At 69.3% G+C, this 20,097-nt stretch carries 16 protein-coding genes; 7 read left to right on the top strand and 9 right to left on the bottom strand.

Annotated elements, in window-relative coordinates; genetic code table 11:
• Positions 1 to 6: 6 nt before the first annotated feature.
• Positions 7 to 918: a helix-turn-helix domain-containing protein gene (locus IG75_RS0108235; RefSeq protein ID WP_030520571.1), complete on the bottom strand. Its 912-nt coding sequence runs from the start codon at positions 916 to 918 to the stop codon at positions 7 to 9.
• Between the two features lie 81 nt (positions 919 to 999).
• On the opposite strand from IG75_RS0108235, the gene IG75_RS0108230 reads away from it, so the two are divergent.
• From IG75_RS0108230 to IG75_RS0108220, 3 genes are read left to right on the top strand one after another with little or no spacing between them, the layout of a single operon-like run.
• Positions 1,000 to 2,163: a hypothetical protein gene (locus IG75_RS0108230; RefSeq protein ID WP_030520570.1), complete on the top strand. Its 1,164-nt coding sequence runs from the start codon at positions 1,000 to 1,002 to the stop codon at positions 2,161 to 2,163.
• Positions 2,163 to 2,939 carry an SDR family oxidoreductase gene (locus IG75_RS0108225; RefSeq protein WP_030520569.1) on the top strand — a complete coding sequence of 259 codons (777 nt, stop codon included), beginning with the start codon at positions 2,163 to 2,165 and terminating at the stop codon, positions 2,937 to 2,939. The genes IG75_RS0108230 and IG75_RS0108225 overlap by 1 nt, the downstream gene beginning before the upstream one ends.
• 12 nt (positions 2,940 to 2,951) lie before the next feature.
• Positions 2,952 to 4,136 carry a sulfotransferase family protein gene (locus IG75_RS0108220; RefSeq protein ID WP_030520568.1) on the top strand — a complete coding sequence of 395 codons (1,185 nt, stop codon included), beginning with the start codon at positions 2,952 to 2,954 and terminating at the stop codon, positions 4,134 to 4,136.
• 117 nt (positions 4,137 to 4,253) lie between these two features.
• Here IG75_RS0108220 and IG75_RS0108215 read toward each other — a convergent pair whose 3' ends face one another.
• The gene (locus IG75_RS0108215; RefSeq protein WP_030520567.1) at positions 4,254 to 4,922 is read right to left on the bottom strand and encodes a PaaI family thioesterase; all 669 of its coding nucleotides are present in this window, start codon (positions 4,920 to 4,922) and stop codon (positions 4,254 to 4,256) included.
• A gap of 224 nt (positions 4,923 to 5,146) precedes the next feature.
• Between IG75_RS0108215 and IG75_RS0108210 the strand changes: the two genes are divergently transcribed.
• From IG75_RS0108210 to IG75_RS0108200, 3 genes are all read left to right on the top strand, one after another.
• Positions 5,147 to 5,608 (top strand): thioredoxin family protein, encoded by a 462-nt coding sequence (locus IG75_RS0108210; protein WP_030520566.1) that lies wholly within the window; start codon positions 5,147 to 5,149, stop codon positions 5,606 to 5,608.
• The gene (locus IG75_RS39815; RefSeq protein WP_051714329.1) at positions 5,605 to 7,023 is read left to right on the top strand and encodes a serine/threonine-protein kinase; all 1,419 of its coding nucleotides are present in this window, start codon (positions 5,605 to 5,607) and stop codon (positions 7,021 to 7,023) included. The genes IG75_RS0108210 and IG75_RS39815 overlap by 4 nt, the downstream gene beginning before the upstream one ends.
• A 99-nt stretch (positions 7,024 to 7,122) precedes the next feature.
• Entirely contained in the window at positions 7,123 to 7,944 is an 822-nt protein-coding gene (locus tag IG75_RS0108200) for an IclR family transcriptional regulator (RefSeq protein ID WP_030520564.1), read from the top strand.
• 33 nt (positions 7,945 to 7,977) lie between these two features.
• Here the strand turns inward: IG75_RS0108200 and IG75_RS0108195 are convergent, their stop codons facing one another.
• The 3 genes from IG75_RS0108195 to IG75_RS0108185 form a co-directional block, all read right to left on the bottom strand.
• Positions 7,978 to 9,678 carry an FAD-binding dehydrogenase gene (locus tag IG75_RS0108195; protein ID WP_245713047.1) on the bottom strand — a complete coding sequence of 567 codons (1,701 nt, stop codon included), beginning with the start codon at positions 9,676 to 9,678 and terminating at the stop codon, positions 7,978 to 7,980.
• Positions 9,679 to 9,746: 68 nt separating this feature from the next.
• Positions 9,747 to 10,433: a biliverdin-producing heme oxygenase gene (locus IG75_RS0108190; protein ID WP_030520562.1), complete on the bottom strand. Its 687-nt coding sequence runs from the start codon at positions 10,431 to 10,433 to the stop codon at positions 9,747 to 9,749.
• Positions 10,434 to 10,575: 142 nt separating this feature from the next.
• Positions 10,576 to 12,663, bottom strand: coding sequence for a threonine/serine exporter family protein (locus IG75_RS0108185; protein ID WP_081876683.1), 2,088 nt, complete (start codon positions 12,661 to 12,663; stop codon positions 10,576 to 10,578).
• A gap of 282 nt (positions 12,664 to 12,945) precedes the next feature.
• On the opposite strand from IG75_RS0108185, the gene IG75_RS0108180 reads away from it, so the two are divergent.
• Positions 12,946 to 14,877 carry an acyl-CoA dehydrogenase family protein gene (locus IG75_RS0108180; protein ID WP_030520560.1) on the top strand — a complete coding sequence of 644 codons (1,932 nt, stop codon included), beginning with the start codon at positions 12,946 to 12,948 and terminating at the stop codon, positions 14,875 to 14,877.
• A gap of 24 nt (positions 14,878 to 14,901) precedes the next feature.
• Here IG75_RS0108180 and IG75_RS37240 read toward each other — a convergent pair whose 3' ends face one another.
• From IG75_RS37240 to IG75_RS0108160, 4 genes are all read right to left on the bottom strand, one after another.
• The gene (locus IG75_RS37240; RefSeq protein ID WP_245713048.1) at positions 14,902 to 15,687 is read right to left on the bottom strand and encodes a phosphatase PAP2 family protein; all 786 of its coding nucleotides are present in this window, start codon (positions 15,685 to 15,687) and stop codon (positions 14,902 to 14,904) included.
• A 266-nt stretch (positions 15,688 to 15,953) separates the two neighbouring features.
• A complete protein-coding gene (locus IG75_RS0108170) occupies positions 15,954 to 16,844 on the bottom strand; it encodes a hypothetical protein (protein WP_030520558.1) in 891 nt (296 codons plus the stop codon).
• A gap of 87 nt (positions 16,845 to 16,931) precedes the next feature.
• Positions 16,932 to 18,335, bottom strand: a complete 1,404-nt coding sequence (locus IG75_RS0108165; protein ID WP_030520557.1) for a DUF2252 domain-containing protein — start codon at positions 18,333 to 18,335, stop codon at positions 16,932 to 16,934.
• Between the two features lie 68 nt (positions 18,336 to 18,403).
• The gene (locus tag IG75_RS0108160) at positions 18,404 to 20,086 is read right to left on the bottom strand and encodes a GMC oxidoreductase (protein WP_030520556.1); all 1,683 of its coding nucleotides are present in this window, start codon (positions 20,084 to 20,086) and stop codon (positions 18,404 to 18,406) included.
• Positions 20,087 to 20,097: the final 11 nt, after the last annotated feature.

Here is a 20,097-nt window from a genome sequence, read left to right as displayed (position 1 = left end):
GCGCGGTCAACGGTTTGCCGGCGGTCGGCCGCCCGCCGCGGCGGTGACCGCGTCGGCGGCGGCCACGAGAGCGGCGCCCCGGCGGGCGATCTCCGCCCCGGTGATCGGTTTCCCGACGTACATGGTGAGCACCAGTTGCTGGCGGCCGTCCGCGTCGTAGGTCGGCGCGGCGAGCAGGCTCACCGGGTGTTCTTTGCGTGGGCGCAGGTCGGAGCCCAGATAGACCCGTTCGCCGAGGGTGGTGACCAGTTCGGCGACCGCGGTGCGCAGTTCCTCGGGCAGATCGTGTCCGGCCACCCCGGCGAGCAGCGAGTACAACCGGCGGCCCGCGCCGGTCATGCTCTCCACCAGGTAGCCGCGCTCACGGCATTCGGCCACGATATGGCGCAGCAGGGTCTCGTCCTGGTGCAGTGGGACGGTCGGCGCGGTGCCGCGCCAGGCGTCGAAGGCGGCCTCGGTGTCCCAGAGCACGTACATGAGCCCGACCGGCGGGGCGAACCGGTAGGTGGCCCCGACCTGCACCATTGCCGGGCCGGCGCTGTCCAGGACGCTGATCCGCTCGCCCACGACCGCGGAGGCGGTGCAGGTGGTGCCATAGGTCGCGCTCAGTCGTTCCAGCTCGGGGTGGGCGAGCGCGGCGATGGAGAAACTCTGCTGGGCCACCCGGCCCGCGGCGATCAGGGCCGGGCCCGGGCCGTATTCGCGGGTGCGCGGATCGCGGGTGAGGTAGCCGGCCGCGGTGAGCTCGGTGAGGATGCCCAGGCAGGTGGGCTTGGCCAGGCCCAGGTCGCGGGCCATTTCGGAGAGTCCCGTCCGGCGGCCGCGCCGGGCGACGACATAGTCGATCACCTGGACCACGCGCTGGGTGGGAGCGGAGCGCCTGCCGACTTCGCGAACCTCCGATATTCCTGCCGTCATTGACCACTCCTAGAACAGGTTCTAATCTTCTCGGTATCGCAATGTACCAGGGCGGTACATATATGGAACACCGGGAGTATCGTGCTGACCCAGCCGTTCGCGGAATCGATCGCCGCCGCCGAGGAAATCATCAAGAACGCCCCGCATATCCGCACCGCACAGGATCTCGCCGAGGGTTACGACTACCTCGCGGGCAGTATCCGCGCCGCCATCCAGATGTCGTGGGCCTTCGAACGGGACTTCCCCTTCTTCGTCCAGTCCACCGGGCCCTACACCAAGATGGGCCTGGACAACCCCGACACCCTCTACTGGCACGCCAACCTGCGGCCCGACGCCGAGTACGTGGTCACCGGCACCCGCGGGACCACCCGTGACCTGAGCTTCCAGGTACTCAACGGCAACTACTCGCCGACCGAGGTCCCCGGCGGGGAGACCGCCTTCGACGACCGCTCCATCGATATCGCCGCCGACGGAAGCTACGAACTGACCCTGGGCCCCGGCCCGGGCGGCCGCAACCATATCCGGCTCGCCGCGGATTCCACCATGCTCGCGGTCCGCGAGGTCTACGGCGACTGGGCGAGCGAGAAGGCCGGTACCGTCCGCATCAGCCGGGTCGACACCGTGGGCTCCGCCCCACCGGCCCTCACCTCCGACCTGATGGCCAAGCGCTACGAGGTCGCGGGCAAGATGCTGGTGTCCCGGCTGAAGACCTTCCTGGCCTTCCCCGAATGGTTCTATCTGAACCTGCCGGTCAACACCATGACCGAACCGCGGCGCACGCCGGGCGGGCTGTCCACCCAGTTCTCCTCGGTCGGTCACTACGACCTCACCGACGACCAGGTGATGATCCTGACCGTGCCGAAGTCCGACGCGCCCTACCAGGGCTTTCAGCTCGGCAGTATGTGGTACCTGTCGCTGGACTACATCAACCACCAGACCAGCCTCAACGCCGATCAGGCCGAAGTCGATCCCGACGGGATGATCCGGCTGGTGATCAGTGAACGTGATCCGGGCCTGATCAACTGGATCGAACGTACCGGCCACGATCGCGCCTACCTGCAGTTCCGGTGGCAGCGGCTGTCCCGGGACATGGCACCGGAGGATGGGCCGGCCGTGGAACTGGTGTCCTTCGACGAACTGCCCGACCGGCTGCCGTACTACAAGGAATCGCGCATCACCCCGGAGGACTGGAAGGCCCGGATCGCCGGTCGGCAGGCCGCGGTGGCGGAGAGGATGCTCGGCTGATGTTGTTGCAGGACAAGGTCGTCGTCGTCTCCGGGATCGGCCCGGGGCTGGGGCAGGCGATCGCGCTGCAGAGTGCGAAGGCCGGTGCCGATGTGGTGCTGGTATCGCGCACCGAGAAGCGGCTGCGCAAGGTCGCGGCCCAGGTCGAGGAACTCGGCCGGCGCGCCCTGGTGGTGCCCACCGATATCACCGACGACGCCGCCGCGCAGCAGCTGGTCACCGCCGTCCACGCGGAGTTCGGCCGGGTCGACGCGCTGGTGAACAATGCCTTCACCATGCCGCCGATGGTCGACCTCGCCGAGGTGGCCTTCGACGATCTGCGGACCAACCTGGAAACCAATGTCTTCGCCGCGCTGCGGCTGACCCGCCTGTTCGCCACCGCCCTCGCCGAGAACAAGGGATCGGTGGTGATGATCAATTCGGCGGTACTGCGGCACTCCCGGCAGCCCTACGGCCCCTACAAGATGGCCAAGACCACGCTGCTGGCGCTCGCGCAGAGCCTGGCCACCGAACTCGGACCGCGCGGCATCCGGGTCAATTCCGTGGCACCGGGCTGGATCTGGGCCGACACGCTGAAATGGTATTTCGACTACCTGGCCCAGGAACGTGGGGTGAGCGCGGACGAGATCTACACCGAGACCGCCGCCGATATCGACCTGCGCCGGCTGCCCGAACCCGACGAGATCGCCGACGCGGTCGTCTTCTTCGCCTCCGCAATGTCGCGGGCGATCACCGGAACCTGTCTCGACGTGAACTGCGGCGAATTCCACCACTGAGGAGAAAAGAAATTGAGCAGGGACAGTGTCGGCCGAGAAGATGTCGGGACCATCGACGATCTGCACGCCTCCGCCACCAAGGTGGTCGGACTCGACGATTTCGGCGACGCCGACTACCGCACCGGCCTGTCGGTGCTGCTGGAATCCTATGAGCGCGACGCCGAACTCACCCCGTTCGGCAACAAGGTCAATCGCGCGATGCTGCGCGGCGCCCTGATAGCCCGGGCCCTGAGCGAAGCCGGCTGGAAGCAGTACCCGCAGCACGCCGAGATCGCGATCGAACGACCGATCTTCGTGACCGGGTTACCGCGCTCGGGTACCACGGCGGTGCACCGCCTACTCACCGCCGACCCCGGCCACCAGGGCCTGGAGATGTGGCTGACCGAGATGCCGCAGCCCCGCCCGCCGCGAGAGACCTGGGAACAGAACCCGGTATTCGCGCGTCTGCAGGCCGGTTACGAGAAGCATCATGTGGAGCACCCCGAATTCATGGGTGTGCACCATATCTCCGCCGACCAGGTGGAGGAGTGCTGGCAGTTGCTGCGGCAGTCGGCGATGTCGGTCTCCTACGAGTGTCTGGGCTATCTGCCCCGCTACTCGGAATGGCTGCGCGAACAGGACTGGACACCGGCCTACGCCCGGCATCGCCGGAATCTGCAACTGATCGGCGTCAACGACCCCGACCGGCGGTGGGTGCTGAAGAATCCGAGCCATCTGTTCGCCCTCGACGCGCTGCTCGCCGTCTATCCGGACGCGCTGGTGATCCAGATGCACCGGGTGCCGCGCACCATTGTCGCCTCGGTGTGCAGCCTGAACGAACAGGCGACAGCGGGCTGGTCGGAGAAGTTCCGCGGACCCGTGGTGGGCGCCGCGCAACTGGAACTGTGGTCGCGGGGTGCGAAAACCTTCCTCGAAGACCGGAAGAAGCATCCGGCGGCGCAGTTCTGCGATGTGTACTACGAGGATTTCGTGACCGATCCGATCGGCACCGTCGAGAAGATCTACACGCAGTTCGGGATCGAGTTCACCGACGCGGCCCGGGAGCAGATGACTGCTCTGCACGGTGAATCCACCTCGGGGGCGGCGCGTCCCGTCCACAAGTACTCGCTGGACGATTTCGGGCTGACGCCGACGGAGGTGGACGCCGCGTTCGCGCCCTACCTCGACGTGCACTATCCGGGTGGAAACCGGGTCTGAGCGGTATCCGGCGGGCGGCGGAACGGGAAATCGTAGGCGCCGCCCGCCCGGTTCACCGTGCTCGGCGCGGTAGCCGGCCGGCCATCACCGGATTGCTGCGGTGGTGACCGGACGAAATCAGGGCTGGCCGGGCTTCAATACGATGAACAGGCCGTGGGCCTCGGCGCAGAGCCGGTCGCCGTCGTGCAGGGTGGCCTTGATCCAGACCTTGCGGCCCTCTCGGCGTTCGGCCCAGGCATGCAGCGCCAGTTCCTTGTTCAACGGTGTGATCGACCGATAGTCCACCGTGAGCGATGCCGTCCGGGTCACCGACCCGGAGTGCGCCGATCCGGCCAGCCCCATCAGATCGTCGAAGCCCAGCGAGATGTACCCGCCGTGGGCGGCGGCGTTACCGCCGAGGTGGAAGGTGCGGTAGGTGATCCGGGCCTGGACACCGTCGCGGTTCACCCGATCCACCTGGTACGGCGGCAGCGTCACGTTGCCCCGAGAGGGTAGATCGAACCGGGTCCACCCCGGCGCGTCCCATTCCTCGCCGACATAGGCGCCCAGCCGGTCGTTCAGCTTCTCCAGGATGCCGGCCGCTTCCTGCACCAGATCGTCCGGCGGCACCGCCAGCCGGGCACGGTCCATGAGCGTGCGCACCTGTTCGACGAAGTCGCCGTAGTGCGGGCCGCCGCGGCTGGTGTCGACAGTGCGGACCGCCTCCATCAACTCCGACATCGGCCGGAATCCGCCCTCGTGATGCTCGGCATCGGGCAGGACGTTCCCGGCCTCGTTTTCGCTCATGAGAACACGTTATCGTCACAGGTGCGGCCAGGTGGCGGCCGGGGCCGCCGTACGAGGTGCGCGACCGGGCCGCGCGGCACCGCCCCGGCCGCGTAGGCTGCCGGATATCGGCGGTCGGGGAGTGTGCCTTTCCTCCCGGCTGCCCGAGCCCGTTCGTATGCGGATTCCGGACGGGGCCAGTACGCACACGGGGCGGTCCGGGGTCGGGCCGCGGGAGGACGACCATGCCGACGACGCCCCTGACGCAGCAGAGTTTCCAGACGGTGGTGTCCACCAATCACATCGTGCTGGTGGACTTCTGGGCGACCTGGTGTGGTTGGTGCACCCGGTTCGCGCCGGTTTTCGAGGAGTCCTCGGAGTTACACCGCGATATCGTGCACGCCACCGTGGAAGCCGAGGCCGAGCCCGCGCTCGCGGCCGCCGGGCAGGTGGACCGGTACCCGTGGCTCATGGCCTTCCGCGAGGGCACGCTGGTGTACTCGAAGGCCGGGTTCCTGCCCGGCGACCAACTCGAGGAACTCGTCCAGCAGGTGCGCTGGATGGATATCGACGAGTTCCGGCGCGAGAACAACATCCCCCGGCCCACGGCCGCCGCGCCCTCGGCGCCGGCGCCGGCCACGGCCGGCCGGGCGGGTCCCGCGCCCGGACCGCAGGCCTACGGCTGGCCTGGTCTGCGCACCGCGTGAAAAGCGGCCTCGAACCGGGCCAGATCTTCGCCGGTTACCGGATCGATCGCCTGCTGGGCGCCGGGGGAATGGGCGAGGTCTATCTCGCCCGCGACCGTGACCTGCCGCGGCCCGTGGCGCTGAAGTTACTGACCCCCATGGCCGGCGACGACCGCGACGTCCGGGCCCGCTTCCTGCGGGAGGCCGATACCGCGGCGCGCCTGTCCCATCCCAATATCGTCGCCGTGTACGCCCGCGGCGAGGAACAGGGCCGGCTGTGGATGGCGATCCAGTACATCGAGGGCACCGATGTGGCGGCGGTACTGCGGCGCGGGCCGGTACGGCCCGATCACGCGGTGCGGATCACCGAGGAAACCGCGCGCGCCCTCGATCACGCCCACGCGGCGGGTGTACTGCACCGGGATGTGAAACCCGCGAACATCCTGCTGGCCTGGGGTGAACAGCAGCAGGTGTACCTCTCCGATTTCGGCATCGCCAAAGCGCTGGACCGTACCGACGGACTCACGCGCACCGGCGAGTTGTACGCGAGCTTCCACTACGCGGCGCCCGAACAGTTCGAGATGCGCCCCGATATCGACCGCCGCGCCGATGTGTACTCGCTCGGCTGCACCCTCTACTACCTGCTGACCGGGCGCCTGCCGTATCCGGCCGCGACCACCGGGGCACTGGTCAACGCCCACCTCAATGCTCCGGTGCCGCGGCCCTCGGCGGTGGATCCGCGGCTGCCGTCCGGCTTCGACGGTGTCATCGCCCGCGCCATGGCCAAGAACAGGGACGAACGGTTCTCCGGCTGCGGAGAATTGGCGCTGGCCGCGCGTCGCGCACTCACCGAACCGGCGGTAACCGTGCCGGCCGTACTCACCGTGCCGGTTCCGCCGCCCGCCGCGGGCGGGCCGGCCGGGCCGCGGACTTCGCGGCGCCGCCTGCTCGCGGGGCTCGCGGCCGTCGTCGTGGTCGCGGTGTTCGGTGCGACGGCCTGGTTCACCGGCCTCGTGCGCGGTGGGGATCATCCGGGCGCGCCACCTCCCGCCGATGCGAAAACCGCCGCCGAACAGGCGGCCTGCGCGTACACCGCGCTCGTCGCGAGCTACGACTACGACGACCCGGCGGGCTGGGAGCAGAAGGTACAGGCCGGCGCCACCGGCCAGTGGAAGAGCCAGGCCGCGACCGTACTGCCGATGGCCCGGGTACTGATCTCCGCCGACCCGGAGCGTTCCCGGGCGGGGGACGCCAGCTGTACGGCGACCATGACCGACGGCGACACCCGCGCCGACGTCCAGGTACAGATCACCACTCTCAACCAGGTTGCGGGCGAGGCGGAGACGGCGCGGGAGCTGTCGGTGTCCACGGTGATGGAGCTGGTGGACGGACGGTGGCTGTGCAGTGTTTTCAACGCCCCCTTCCTGCCGAGCTGAGCGGCCTGTGATGGTTTGCACAGGTACCGAAAGGGGCATCGTCGGTACGGTGCGGTTCGCTGCGCATATGCTGGCCGGGCTGCACGATGGAGGTAAGTCATGACGGTCGAGGTGCTGGCCGACCCGGAGCCGGGCGGGTCGTGGCGGGGTGCGCAAACCCCGGCCCGGCCCGCGCCCCCCGTGTCGATGATCGAGCGGATGACATTGATCCTGGACGCTTTCGAGCCGGCGACGCCCGTGCTCACGCTCCAGGATCTGGTGGAACGCACCGGGTTGCCGCGTTCCACGGTCCATCGCATCCTGGACCAGATGATCCGGTTGCGCTGGCTGGCGCACTATCCGGGCGGTTACCGGCTGGGCCTGCGCACCCTGGAACTGGGTGGGCTGGCCGCGGGCCACAACGAATTACGGGCGGTGATCGGCCCGCTGCTGCACGAGCTGTGCCAGCGCACCCTGTCGGTCGGGCATCTGGGAGTGCTCGACGGCCGCGATGTCGTCTATCTGGACAAGACCGGCGGCCGGCAGAGCGCGGCCGTCCCCACCCGGGTCGGCGGTAGATTGCCGGCGCACAGCACCGCGCTGGGCAAGGCGCTGCTGGCGAGCCTGGACCCCGGCGTGGTGGAAACCTCACTGCGCGAACAGCTTCCCCGGCTGACCCCGCGCACCATCGGTGATCGGCTGGAACTGCACCGGGAGCTGGCGCGGATCCGCAGCAGGCAGGGTATCGCCGTCGACAACGAGGAAGCGGTCGCCGGTATCGGCTGTGTGGCCGTACCGGTACGCCGCCGCGGGGTCACGGTGGCGGCATTGTCGCTGGCCACCCGGATCGGTTCCGGTCGCCCGGCCATCGATACCGGACGGCAGGCCCGGCAGCTGTCGGCGCTGGCCGCCGAGGCTGGACGGCTGCTCTCACAGGACTAGACCGGCCCGGCCGTGGCAGGCCGGGCCGGCTGTTCAGGCACGGCTCAGCGTGGTGGCGAGCGCACGGCCGGCGGTCCGGCCGGAGAATATGCAGCCGCCCAGGAACGTACCTTCCAGGGCGTTGTATCCGTGCACGCCGCCGCCGCCGAAGCCGGCGACCTCTCCGGCGGCGTAGAGGCCGGGCAGCGGGGTGCCGTCCGGTCGCATCACCCGGGAATGGAGATCGGTCTGCAGTCCGCCGAGGGTTTTGCGGGTCAGGATATTGAGCCGGACCGCGATGAGCGGGCCGGCGGCCGGATCGAGAATCCGATGCGGTTTGGCGACCCGGGCGGTGCGGTCCCCGAAGAAGGTGCGCGCGTTGTGGATCGCCGTCACCTGGGCGTCCTTGCTGAACTTGTTGGTGATCTCGCGATCACGGGCCACGATCTGGCGTTCCATTGCGGCGTGGTCCAGTTGCGGGCCGCGGGCGAGGCCGTTCATCCCGTCGACGAGTTCGCGCAGCGTATCGGCCACCACGAAATCCACTCCGTGTTCCTTGAACGCCTCCACCGGTGGCGGGGCGCCCTTGGTGAAGCGGCTGCGGACCGTGGTGAGCCGGTCCTTGCTGGTGATGTCCGGGTTCTGCTCGGACCCGGACAGCGCGAATTCTTTTTCGATGATCGACTGGGTCAGCACGAACCACGAATAGTCGTAGCCGGTCGCCAGGATCGCCTTCATGGTCGAATTGGTATCGAAACCGGGGAAGCACGGCGCCGGCAGCCGTCGACCGTTCGCGTCGAACCACAGCGACGACGGACCGGGAATGATCCGGATGGCGTGATCGGGCCAGATCGGGTCCCAGTTGTTGATGCCTTCGGTGTAGTGCCACATCCGGTCCCGGTTCACCAGGGCGGCGCCGGCCGATTCGGAGATACCGAGCATTCGCCCGTCCACATGGGCGGGCACCCCCGAGATCATGGTGCGCGGTACGGGGCCGAGCCGGTCCGCCGGCCAGTTCTGCCGGATGAGGTCGTGATTGTGGCCGATACCGCCGGAGGTGACCAGCACGGCCCGGGCGTGGAGTTCGAAATCGCCGACCACCGTGCGCGAGGACGCGACACCGCGGGCGAGTTCGGTGGGTTCGAGTACGCTGCCGCGTACTCCGGTGACCGCGCCGTCGTGGACGAGCAGTTCGTCGACCCGGTGGCGGAACGCGAAACGCACCAGGCCCTTGCGCTCGGCGTCCAGCACGGGATTCAGGAATACCTCGAGCACGCCCGGTCCGGTGCCCCAGGAGATATGGAACCGCGGTACCGAGTTCCCGTGCCCGTCGGCGAGGGCGCCGCCGCGTTCGGCCCAGCCGACCAGCGGGGTCACCCGCAGGCCGAGGTCGTAGAGATAGTCGCGCTTCTCGGTGGCGGCGAACCGGACGTAGGCCTCGGCCCACTGCCGGGCCCAATGGTCCTCGTCGTCGCGGTCGAACCCGGCCGAACCCAGCCAGTCCTGCAGCGCCAGCTCGTAGGAGTCCTTGATACCGAGGCGCCGCTGCTCCGGGCTGTCCACGAAGAACAGGCCGCCGAGCGACCAGAACGCCTGGCCCCCCAGGTTGTTGCGGTTCTCCTGGTCGAGTACGAGCACCCGGTGTCCGGCCTTGGTCAGCTCATAGGTGGCGACGAGACCGGCCAGCCCGGCCCCGACGACGATCACGGGGTACTCGTCGGCCGGTACCGGGTCGGCGGCAGAGGTTTCGGACACGGTTCACCCTTCGCTCACGGTGGCTACGGGCCGGAATGTATCAGACGACCAGGTCGGCCGGTCGCCGATCAGGAAGGGCGCCGGGCCGGGAATTCGGCGGCCAGTTCGGTGAACACCGCGCGGTTGAGTACGAAGGCGCGTTTGCCCTCGTCGAGGATGCGGCGCTGCTCGAGCTCGTCCACGCCGATCCGGTCGAGCAGCGCCCGGTAGTCGCGTTTGAACGCCGCGGGATTACCGATCTGCTCGAAAACGTAGAACCGCACTCCGTCGCCCCGGTGGGGTAGGTCCCACAGTTTTTCCGCATTGCCGCGGATCACCTGACCGCCGGAGAGATCACCGAGGTAACGGGTGTAGTGGTGGGCGATATAGCCGCCCGGCCATGTCCGGGCGCATTCCTCGATCCGCGCGGCGTAGGCGGCCGTGGCGGGCAGCGGGGTGAGATCTTCGCGCCAGCCGGGGCCGGCGAGATGGGCCAGGTCCCGTTCCAGTTCGGCGGTGCGGGCCAGTTCCGGTTTGATGAACGGGCCGGCCACCGGGTCGGTGGCGAGCGCGTCGGCATGCGACTCCAGGGCCCGGTAGATGAACCAGAGCTGACCGGTGTAGCGGCGATACGACTCGATCCCCAGTGACCCCTCCAGCATCTCGGTGATGAAGGCCGAGTTCTCCGCCTCCTCGTGTTCGCGGGCGGTGGCCTCCCGGATCCGGGTGGAGAACGAGGATACGGCCGGTTCGGCGGTTTCGGGGGCGTCCGGCATCGAGTGAACCTTCCTGCGAATGCGGTGCGGGCACCTCGCCCGGACCGATTGCGCCGGTCGCGCGGTGTGCCGGGCACACCGCGCGACCGGGCGGTCGACACCCCGACGATACCGGCTCCGGCTCCCTGTCAGGGTTTCTCCGTCAGCGGCCGTCGGGGCGCAGTGCGGCGGGGAGCGGTTCGGTCGGCGCGAGCCGCGCGTCCGCCGCGCCGACACCCACCGGTTCGCCCACGCCCACTCCCACCGGTTCCGCGAGACCGGCCGGTTCGGCGGGCACGAGGATCGGCATTGCTTCGGTGGGCAGGATGTCCTCGGTGGCACCCAGTGGTCCGGCGGGCAGGCCCACCAGATCCGCCGGCAGTGCCGGCATCTCCAGCATCTCGGTGGGCAGTGCCGACGGCGGGCCCGCCGGCGCCGGGTCCAGGTCGCGCGTCCACGCCCCTCGATCGAACTCCGGTACCGGCGCCGTCCCGCGCCCGGTCGGTTCGGGCACCTGCGGAGCGGGGGTCCGGGGCGCCGGCGCCCCAGCGGGTGTGGGCCGCTGCGGTGCCGCGAGTTTCGGCACCTGCGGCAGCTGGCCCGCCGCGGGGAAACCGGGAGGCAGCGCCACCGAGGTTTCCGGGTGGGTCGAATGCTGCACGGGGACGCGGAGGGGGTGGCGGCCCGGCGGGGTCGCCCGCCGCTTGCCCAGGTTCACTGTCGGGCGCCGTTTGCCCAGGTTCACGGTGGGCCGCTTCCTGCGCTTGACCACCGGGCGGCGCAGGTTGCCGAACTTGCGCAGGATCGGCGGGCGGCGCACCGTCCGGTCGAACCATTCACCGAGCGTCACACCGCCGGCCAGGGCGCAGCCGATACCGAAGGCGGCCAGCAGCTGGTTGGCGCCGCGCGCCAGTTCGTCGTTGAGCAGGCCGTACAGCCCCCGGTAGATGCTCAGGCCGGGCAGGAGCGGGGTGATCCCCGCGAGCGCCACGACCAGCGGCGGGGTCAGCGCGCGCCGGGCGAACAGGCCACCGACGAGGCCGATCGCGATGGCGGCCGCACCCGCGGCGACGACCGGACCGAATCCGGCGGTGATCACCATCAGGTAGCAGATGGTGCCCATGGCCCCGCTGCCCGCGGCCGCGGCCAGCGCTCGCCGCTCCGCGTAGCAGGCCAGCGCGAATGCCAGCGCCGCGACGGCACCGGCGACGACCTGGACCGGCAGGTTCGACAATCCGTGCCCGGGGCTCATGTCCAACGGAACCGTGGCGTCGAACATCTCGCCGATGCGCAGGGTCAGCGCGATACCGGCAATGATGCCGCCGGTCATCATCAGCAGTTCGAGCATGCGCGCGGCCGCCGTGATCGGCGCACCGGTGATCGCGTCCTGCACCGAACCCACCAGGCTCAAACCACTGAGCAGTACCGTGATTCCGGCCGCGATGATCAGCGTCGGACTCACCGAGATACCCAGGGGCCCGGCGAAGGCGGCCAGGACGACCGCGGGGACGGCCGCGATCGCGCCGCCCACCAGATGCTGGAAGAAGAACGGCAGGCCGCGCCGGTTGAGCGCCCGGTTGGTCCGGTCGATCAATGCCGTGGTGACGAAGCTGAGCGCCGCCACCAGGAACCCGCCGCCGAGCAGCAGCGAAATCGCGGCCGCCATGAGCGACCAGCCGAAGGTGGCCGTCCACCGCTTGTACGGATGAGGCGCGGAGGTGATGGCATCCAGGGCCTGACGCGCTTGGTCGGGCGGCACGACATCGCGGCGGATGCGGCGGGTGAGCCGGTCCACCGCGGCGAGCCGGGTGAAGTCCAGCGAGCGGTACTGCACGACGCGCATCGAACTCGCCGACGGCAGCCGCGCGCCGCGGTGCGCGTAGATGCGGATGGCGTTGTAGGTGACCTCGACATCGCAGGCCGACAGCCCGTATGTGGCGGCAATGAACCGCACCGTGGTTTCGGTATCGGTGACAGCCGAACCCGAAGCCAGCACGACCTCACCCATGCGCACCGCGAGATCGAGTACCTCGGCGACCGCGGCGTCATCGGAGAGATCGATGGGCTGCAGCGGTGCGGGGGCGGACACGATCGTGTCGGCGGTGGCGGGACGATCGGCGACCAGCTTGCCGATGGCGCCGGTGAGGACGGGCAGGCGCAGGGGATTTCGCCGGGAGTCGGCGTAACCGGACGGGTCCGGGGAGATCGGTGGTTGGGAAGTCGCTCCTTCCAGAATTCCTTGCGCAGCCATAGCCGCGAAGGTAGTGGCCGGAGGGGCCTCTTTTCCACCACAAACGGGGTCTGGAAAATGTGACGTTTGTTACGGACCGGTTTATTTGACATGCCGAGTGGAGAAAACGTCCCGATCACCCCGCTGACCTGGGCCGTCTTCACAGGCGCCATACCCGGTTGCGGGGGCGTTACACAGTACGTGTTCTGCGTTACACCGCCGCGTGTGCGTATCTCCGCCTTCGTTCCGTCCCTGCGCGGTGTGTGACGGGCCGCGCCGGCCGGGCCCGCTAGGGTCGGAAGTATGAGCACCGGCAGCACTTCGACAGCGCAACGTTTACGTGCGGCACTGGACGGGCCGTGGGGCGAGGTCCGGGAACAGGCCCGCACTCAGCTCGCGGGGCCGGAGTACACCGGCGATCCCGACCTGGATCTGCCCGAGGCGCGGGCCCGGGTGCTGGAGCAGATGCGGTCGCTGGCGAAACTCGATTACGCCGAACGGGGTTTCCGGCGGGAGAACGGCGGCACCGGGGAACCCGGCGCGGCCGTCGTCGGCCTCGAGATGCTCGCCTACGCCGATCTGTCGCTGTGGGTGAAGTCCGGTGTGCAGTGGGGGCTGTTCGGGGGCGCGGTGGAGAACCTGGGCACCGAACGGCACCGCGAGCACATCCGGCGGCTGATCTCGCTGGATCTGCTCGGCTGTTTCGCGATGACCGAATCCGGCCACGGGAGCGATGTCGCGAATCTGGAGACCACCGCGACCTACGACCCGGCCACCGAGGAATTCGTGATCCACACGCCGACCCCCTCGGCGCGGAAGGACTACATCGGCGGCGCCGCCGAACACGCGCGGATGGCCGCCGTTTTCGCGCAGCTGCGGACCCCGGCGGGCGAGCACGGGGTGCACTGTCTGCTGGTCCCGATCCGGGACGAGCAGGGCAACGATCTACCCGGTGTCACCACCTCCGACTGCGGGCGCAAGGGTGGGTTGCCCGGTGTGGACAACGGCCGCATCGTCTTCGACCAGGTGCGGATTCCGCGGGAGTATCTGCTCAACCGTTATGCCGATGTGGAACCGGACGGTACCTACCGCTCCGAGATCGACAACCCCAGCCGGCGCTTCTTCACCACCCTCGGCACCCTGGTCCGCGGGCGGGTCAGCGTCGGTGGTGCCGCGGCGGCCGGCGCCCGGGTCGCGCTGAGTATCGCGCTGCGGTACGCGCTGAAGCGCCGCCAGTTCGGCGATCCGGACAACGGCAACGAGACCTTGCTGCTGGACTACCGGATGCATCAGCGCCGGTTGCTGCCGCTGCTCGCGCATTCCTATGCGCTGGCGTTCGCGCAGAACGATCTCGTCCGCCGGATGCACCTGGTGCAGACCGGTCAGGATCTGGCACCCGGGGCGCAGCGGGCGCTGGAGAAGCGGGCCGCCGGCCTGAAGGTGGCGCAGACCCGCCACGCCACCCGCGCCATCCAGGAATGCCGCGAGGCGTGCGGCGGCGCCGGCTACCTGACGGAGAACCGGCTGGTGACCCTGAAGGCGGATACCGATGTGTTCACCACCTTCGAGGGCGACAATGTGGTGCTCACCCAGCTGGTCGCCAAGGAGATCCTGACCTCCTACGCCGACGAGATCCGCGACCTGGACGCGCTGGGCTGGGTTCGGTTCGCCGCGACCATGGCCGGTGATGTGGTGCGGAAACGGTCCGGGGTGCGCCAGCTCATCCAGACCCTGCGCGATCGCGGCGGCGAGACGGTCGACGAGGGCGATCTGGGGCGCCGCGATACGCAACTGGCGTTGTTCGCCGACCGCGAGGACTATCTGACCCGCACGGCCGCGCACCGGTTGCGGGCCCGCGCCGAGGAGACCGAGCCGTTCGAGGCGTTCAACAACGCCCAGGACCATATTCTCGCCGCGGGCGCCGCCCATATCGACCGGCTGATCCTCGAGGCCTTCATCGAGGGCATCGCCGATATCGAGGAGGAGGAGCCCCGCCGGCTGGCCGAAACCGTCTGCGATCTGTACGTGTACTCGATCCTCGAGGAGAACTCGGCCTGGTACATCATGCACCGGTTCATCTCGGTGGAACGGGCCAAGGCGATCCGGCGCGGGGTGAACGAACTCGTCGACCGGCTTCGTCCGGACGCGCTCACACTCGTCGAGGCGCTGGGTGTGCCGGAGTCCATGCTCGGCGCCGCGATGCTGGACGACGCGAGCGTGTACGAGCGGCACTAGTCGGCACGCGGGGCCCGGGCCGGTCTAACCGGAACGGGTCCCCGCGAGGCGGGCGAGGTGGACCGCCACCCAGTAGAGGCCGATGGCCAGCGCGATACCGGCCGCGGCGCCGCCGAGGACATCGGTGGCGAGATGATAGTCCAGCGCGACCATCCCGATGCCCGCCCCGAACCAGGCGACGGCCGTGAGCGCGACGATCACCGCACGGGCGCGCATCGAGCGCAGCAGCAGGACCAGTGTGGTGACCACTGCCACCAGGTGCACGGTATGGCCACTCGGGTAGGCGAGATAGTCGTGCAGGGGGCGTGACCACAATGGTTTCAACGCCCAGGCGTTGACCGCGACAGCGGTCTCCGGCACCAGCACCATGGTCGTGGTCTCCCACCATTTGCGCTGCCAGGCGAACCAGGCGGCACCACCGCACAGGATGGCCAGGACCACCCCGGTATTGGTCGCGAGGGTGAGTACCTCGGCGATCCAGGGCCGCGGATCCAATCGTGGATCGACCTGCTCGTTCACCGCGAGATCGAAGGTGGTCTCTCCGCCGCCCGGCGGGAACGACCACGGGAGGGCCACCGCGACGGTCGCGCCGGCGGCCGCGGTCGCCGCGGTGGTGAGCGGGTTCGTGGTGCTGCCGGGCCCGCGGACCCGCCGGGGTTCGGCGGTTCCTGCCGCTTCGGCGGTGCCGGTGTGGTTCGGGTGCGCATCGGCGGCGTCCGGTGTTCCCGGACGGTCTTCGCCCATGGGCTGGATACGGCCGGTGGGCCGGTTCGCGCCGAACGGATCCGGCGCCCCGGATGCTGTGCTCACGGTCCGACCCTAGTGGGCGCAGCCGGTCGAAGCCCATCCGCGATTCGCACGGAGCCGCCGACAGACAATGCGAACGGTCCGACGGCACCTATCGGTTCGGTCGCCGGAGTGGTCCGGCAGGAGTCGAGCCGCGAGTGATCGTGCCGTGGCCGTGTCCAACCCGGTCCTACCCATGAACACGGTCGCGATCGGCTACTCGTCTTCGCAGCCCGCGTTCCAATGTCCCGGGGACTACACCCAGGGCGCCGCCGTCCGGCCCGCGAAACTCACCCGGGGCCGTAGGTGAGGAAGGCGGTGATCAGGAACCACAGCATCCAGGCGATCGCGATGAACATCCCGAGTGCGAAGCCCGCGCGCATGGCGGCGCGGCCGAAGTCGATATCACCGACCTCACGCGGGTACAGCCGCCACGGGCTGTACCAGGGGGAGCGGAACCGTCGCGTCCCGGCGGCGCGTTCGTACTCGGCGAGATCCTCGGCGTACTGTTCGGCCTCGGCCTGGGCCGGGCCGCCGTGCCACAGGGTGACATCGATGGGGCCGAGGAATCCCTCTTCGAGCAGGCGCTGCGGCGCCGGGAGGTACGGCAGCATCCCCATCCCGCGGAACGACACCGCCACATCGTTGGCGGTCCAGCGGTGCGATTCGCGTTGGGCGAGCACGCCGAAGTACTCCCGCAGCCCGTTCCCGTCGTCACCGAGGATCACGTCGAAACTCGGGTCCTGCACCTTCTGCTCGATCTGCACGGGCGCGTTCTGCAGGGGCACGACCAGCGCGACACCGTGTACCGCGCGCTGTCCCAGCCCGCGGGCGGCCAGCCACGTCTGCAGGGCGAAGGTGTGTTCGCGGGATCGGTCCAGCGGTGAACGGTTGTCGCTGGTCTCGAGTTCGGCGCGCACCCCGTTGAGGGTCCAGTCGCCGGTCAGCGGGACCTGCAGGGTGCCGCCGTGTGGCGAACGCAGTCCCGCGACATCGATGACCACACAGCTGGTGGGCGTCCACACCACGGCGTCGAAATGGTAGGCCTCGCCCTGATGGACGAGGCCGCAGTTCACCGTCGCGACTCCCTGCGGGCTCCCCGCGCCGTCCCAGCCGCTGAGCCAATCGACCAGGGCACGTTCGGCAATGCTGTCGGTGCTGTTCTGTACCTGCACGAGCATGGTGACCGCCCTTCGCGTCCGAGCCGAGGCAATGGTGTCCGAGCCGAGGCTGTGGCGGCGCCGGCTGTGCGGCGCACCTCTTCGAAACTACCGGTCCGGCTCCTGCGCGGGAAGTTTACCGGCGCGAACCGCCGCGACGAGTTCGCCGTGATCGGCCTCGGCGCGGTCGGCGTAACGCACCGCGAACTCGGCGATCGCGGTGTCGAATTCCTCGTCTTCGCCCAGATAACCGCTGATCAGACGTGGATCCAGCGAGCGGGCGTGGGCACGGGCGAGCAGCGCTCCGGCCAGCCGGCCGTAGTCGTCGAGGTCGTGCGGTTCGAGTTCCTCCGGGGCGATCCCGCCCTTGAGATTGCGGAACTGACGGACGATGAACGGCAGCTCGCGGGTGCCGTCGGCGGTGGGTACGGACATGGTGGTCCAGCCGAGCAGAATATCGGTCTCGGTCTGAACCAGCCTGGCGCCCTGCACGATTCGCTTACCCTCGTGTTTCGGCGCGGCGCTGCCGAGTACGGGCGCCAGCGCCGAGGGTGCCGCCTGTTTGAGTTGCAGGACCAGTACCTCGCCCGAATTGCCGTGCAGCAGTGCGACGTAGCTGTGCAGACCGACGCTACCCGTACCGACGATGCGGAACGCGATATCGGCCACCGCGAACCGGCCCAGCAGCTCCTGCCGTGATTCCCGCAGCGACGTACCGTAGCGTTCGAGGGCATCGATGGCCGCGTCCTCGACCTCTTGGCCGACGGTCGTGAGGAGCGGGGGGTCGGCGACGAAACGGTGCCTGTCGATACCGGTTTCGTGGTCGTCGATATGGGTCCACTTCCGCACGACCTTGTCGCTGTTGTTCTTGCGGGCCTTCTTGGCGGCCTTCTTGAAGTTGTCCAGCAGATCCTCGGCCTCGACGCGGTCGAGGACGGATTCGTCGGCGAGCGCGGACCAGGTGGTCAGGAAGGGCCGTTCGGCGAGGACGGCCGCGACGCGCCGGTAGCTGCGTGCGGCGTCCGCGGCGGCGGTCCGGCATTCCTCCTCGCCCGCGCCGCCGACCCGTCCCGCCAGGACCAGGCTGGCCGCGAGCCGCTCCAGGTCCCATTCCCACGGGCCCGGCACGGTGTCGTCGAAATCGTTGATGTCCATGACGATCTCGCCGCGGGAGGTGCCGTAGAGGCCGAAGTTGCCGGCGTGGGCGTCCCCGCAGAGCTGGGCGGTGAAGCCGGTATCGGGGCTGCCCGCCAGATCGGTGGCCATCAGCCCGGCGGAGCCCCGGTAGAACGCGAACGGCGAGGCGATCATCCGGCCGATGCGCAGCGGGATCAGCTCCTCGATCCGACCGGCATTGCTCGCCTCGACGAACTCCACCACCGACGGTCGTCCGCCGGTGCCGACGGCGCGGTTCCGGACCGTGGGCGGTACCCGGTCGCGGACGGCCCGGCCGCGGGCGAGTACGTCCTCGGCGGGAGTGTAGGAGCGCAGCGGGATACGACCGGTGGACACGCGGTAACGGTACCGATCCGGCGGTACGTCCCGGCCCCGGGTGCGCGCGGGCCCGGGGCCGGTTCGGCTCAGCTCGCCCGCAGCGGGGTGAGGGGCAGGCGCAGCGCCCCGGGCGCCGCGGCGGGAACCGCCGGCCGCGTCGGCGCCACGGGAGTAATCCGCTGATACGGGGTGCCCAAACCCGGCCGGGTGTCCTCTTGGTTCTTGTTCGGCCAGAACGCCATGGCGCGTTCGGCCTGCGCGGTGATGGTCAGCGATGGGTTCACCCCGAGATTGGCGGTGACCGCGGACCCGTCGGCGATATGCAGGCCGGGATGCCCGTAGACCCGCTGATAGGGGTCCACCACGCCCGTTTCGGGCCGGTCTCCGATCACACAGCCACCGATGTAGTGCGCGGTCGCCGGAATATCGAGGACGTCGGTGTAGAGCCCGTGGGTGTCCCCGTCGATCTTGGCCGCGAACCGTCGGCCGACCTCGTGCGCCAGCGGGATCCAGGTCGGGTTCGGCTCACCCGTGCCCTGTTTCGTCGTCAATCCGCCGCGCCGCAGGAACGAGGTGAGCGAATTGTCCAGCGACTGCATGACCAGCAGGATCACCGATCGCTCCGAGGCGTGCCGGGCGTTGAAACTGCGCAAGAACACCACCGGGTGGGCCACCGCGGCGAGCAGGAAACGCAGGAACCGGAACGCCCCGCCGTCGATCACCGGGGCCGAGAGCGGGAACAGCGCGTTCTGCCCTTTGCCGTAGTGGCACACCTCGATATGGGTGTTCGCCTCGGGATGTATCGAGGAGGTGATGGCGACACCGGCCGCGAAATCTCGGCGCGACCGGCTCACCACCGCCAGGATCGCCTCGGAATTGCTACGGGTGAGTTCACCCAGGCGTGGGGAGAGCCCCGGCAGGACGCCCCGCTCCCGCATCCGGTGCAGCAACTGCTGGGTGCCCAGCGCCGCACCCGCGAACACCACCTGCTCCGCGGTGAAGGTTCGTTTGCGCTTGCGGATCCACCGGTCGGGCCGGGCGGTATCGACGGCGTAGCCGCCGCCGGGCAGCGGCCGCACCGCGGTGGCGGCGGTGAGCGGGTGCACGGTGGCACCGGCCTGCTCGGCCAGGAAGAGGTAGTTGGTGGTGGTCGTGTTCTTCGCGTTGTGTGGGCAGCCGGTCAGGCAGCGGGCGCAGTGCACACAGCCGCTGCGGCGCGGACCGGCACCGCCGAAATAGGGATCGTCGACCTCGGTGCCCGGGTCGTCCTCGTTGAAGAACACCCCGACGTCGGTGGAGTGGAAGGTCTCGCCCACACCCATATCCGTGGCGACCTCGCGGATCACCTCGTCGGCCGGGGTCGTCCGCGGGTTGGTCGTCACGCCGAGCATGCGGCGCGCCTGGTCGTAGTAGGGCGCGAGTTCGGCCTGCCAGTCGGTGATGTGCGCCCACTGCCGATCGGTGAAGAAGTCGGTGAGCGGTTCGTAGAGTGTGTTGCCGTAGATGAGCGAGCCGCCGCCCACGCCGACGCCGGAGAACACCGCGCATTTGCCGAGCAGGCTGATCCGCTGGGGCCCGGTGAACCCGAGTTTCGGTGCCCAGATGGATTTGCGGAGGTTCCAGTTGCTGCGCGGCAGCGTCTCGGCGTCCCAGCGCCGCCCGGCCTCGAGGACTCCGACCCGGTAGCCTTTCTCGGTGAGGCGCAGGGCGCTCACGCTCCCGCCGAACCCCGACCCGATGACCACGACGTCGTAGTCGAACTCTGACATGATCTTCCTCT

The sequence above is a fragment of the Nocardia rhamnosiphila NBRC 108938 genome, assembly GCF_000720425.1.
Taxonomy (GTDB): domain Bacteria; phylum Actinomycetota; class Actinomycetes; order Mycobacteriales; family Mycobacteriaceae; genus Nocardia; species Nocardia rhamnosiphila.
This window is presented reverse-complemented; position numbering and strand designations above follow the sequence as displayed.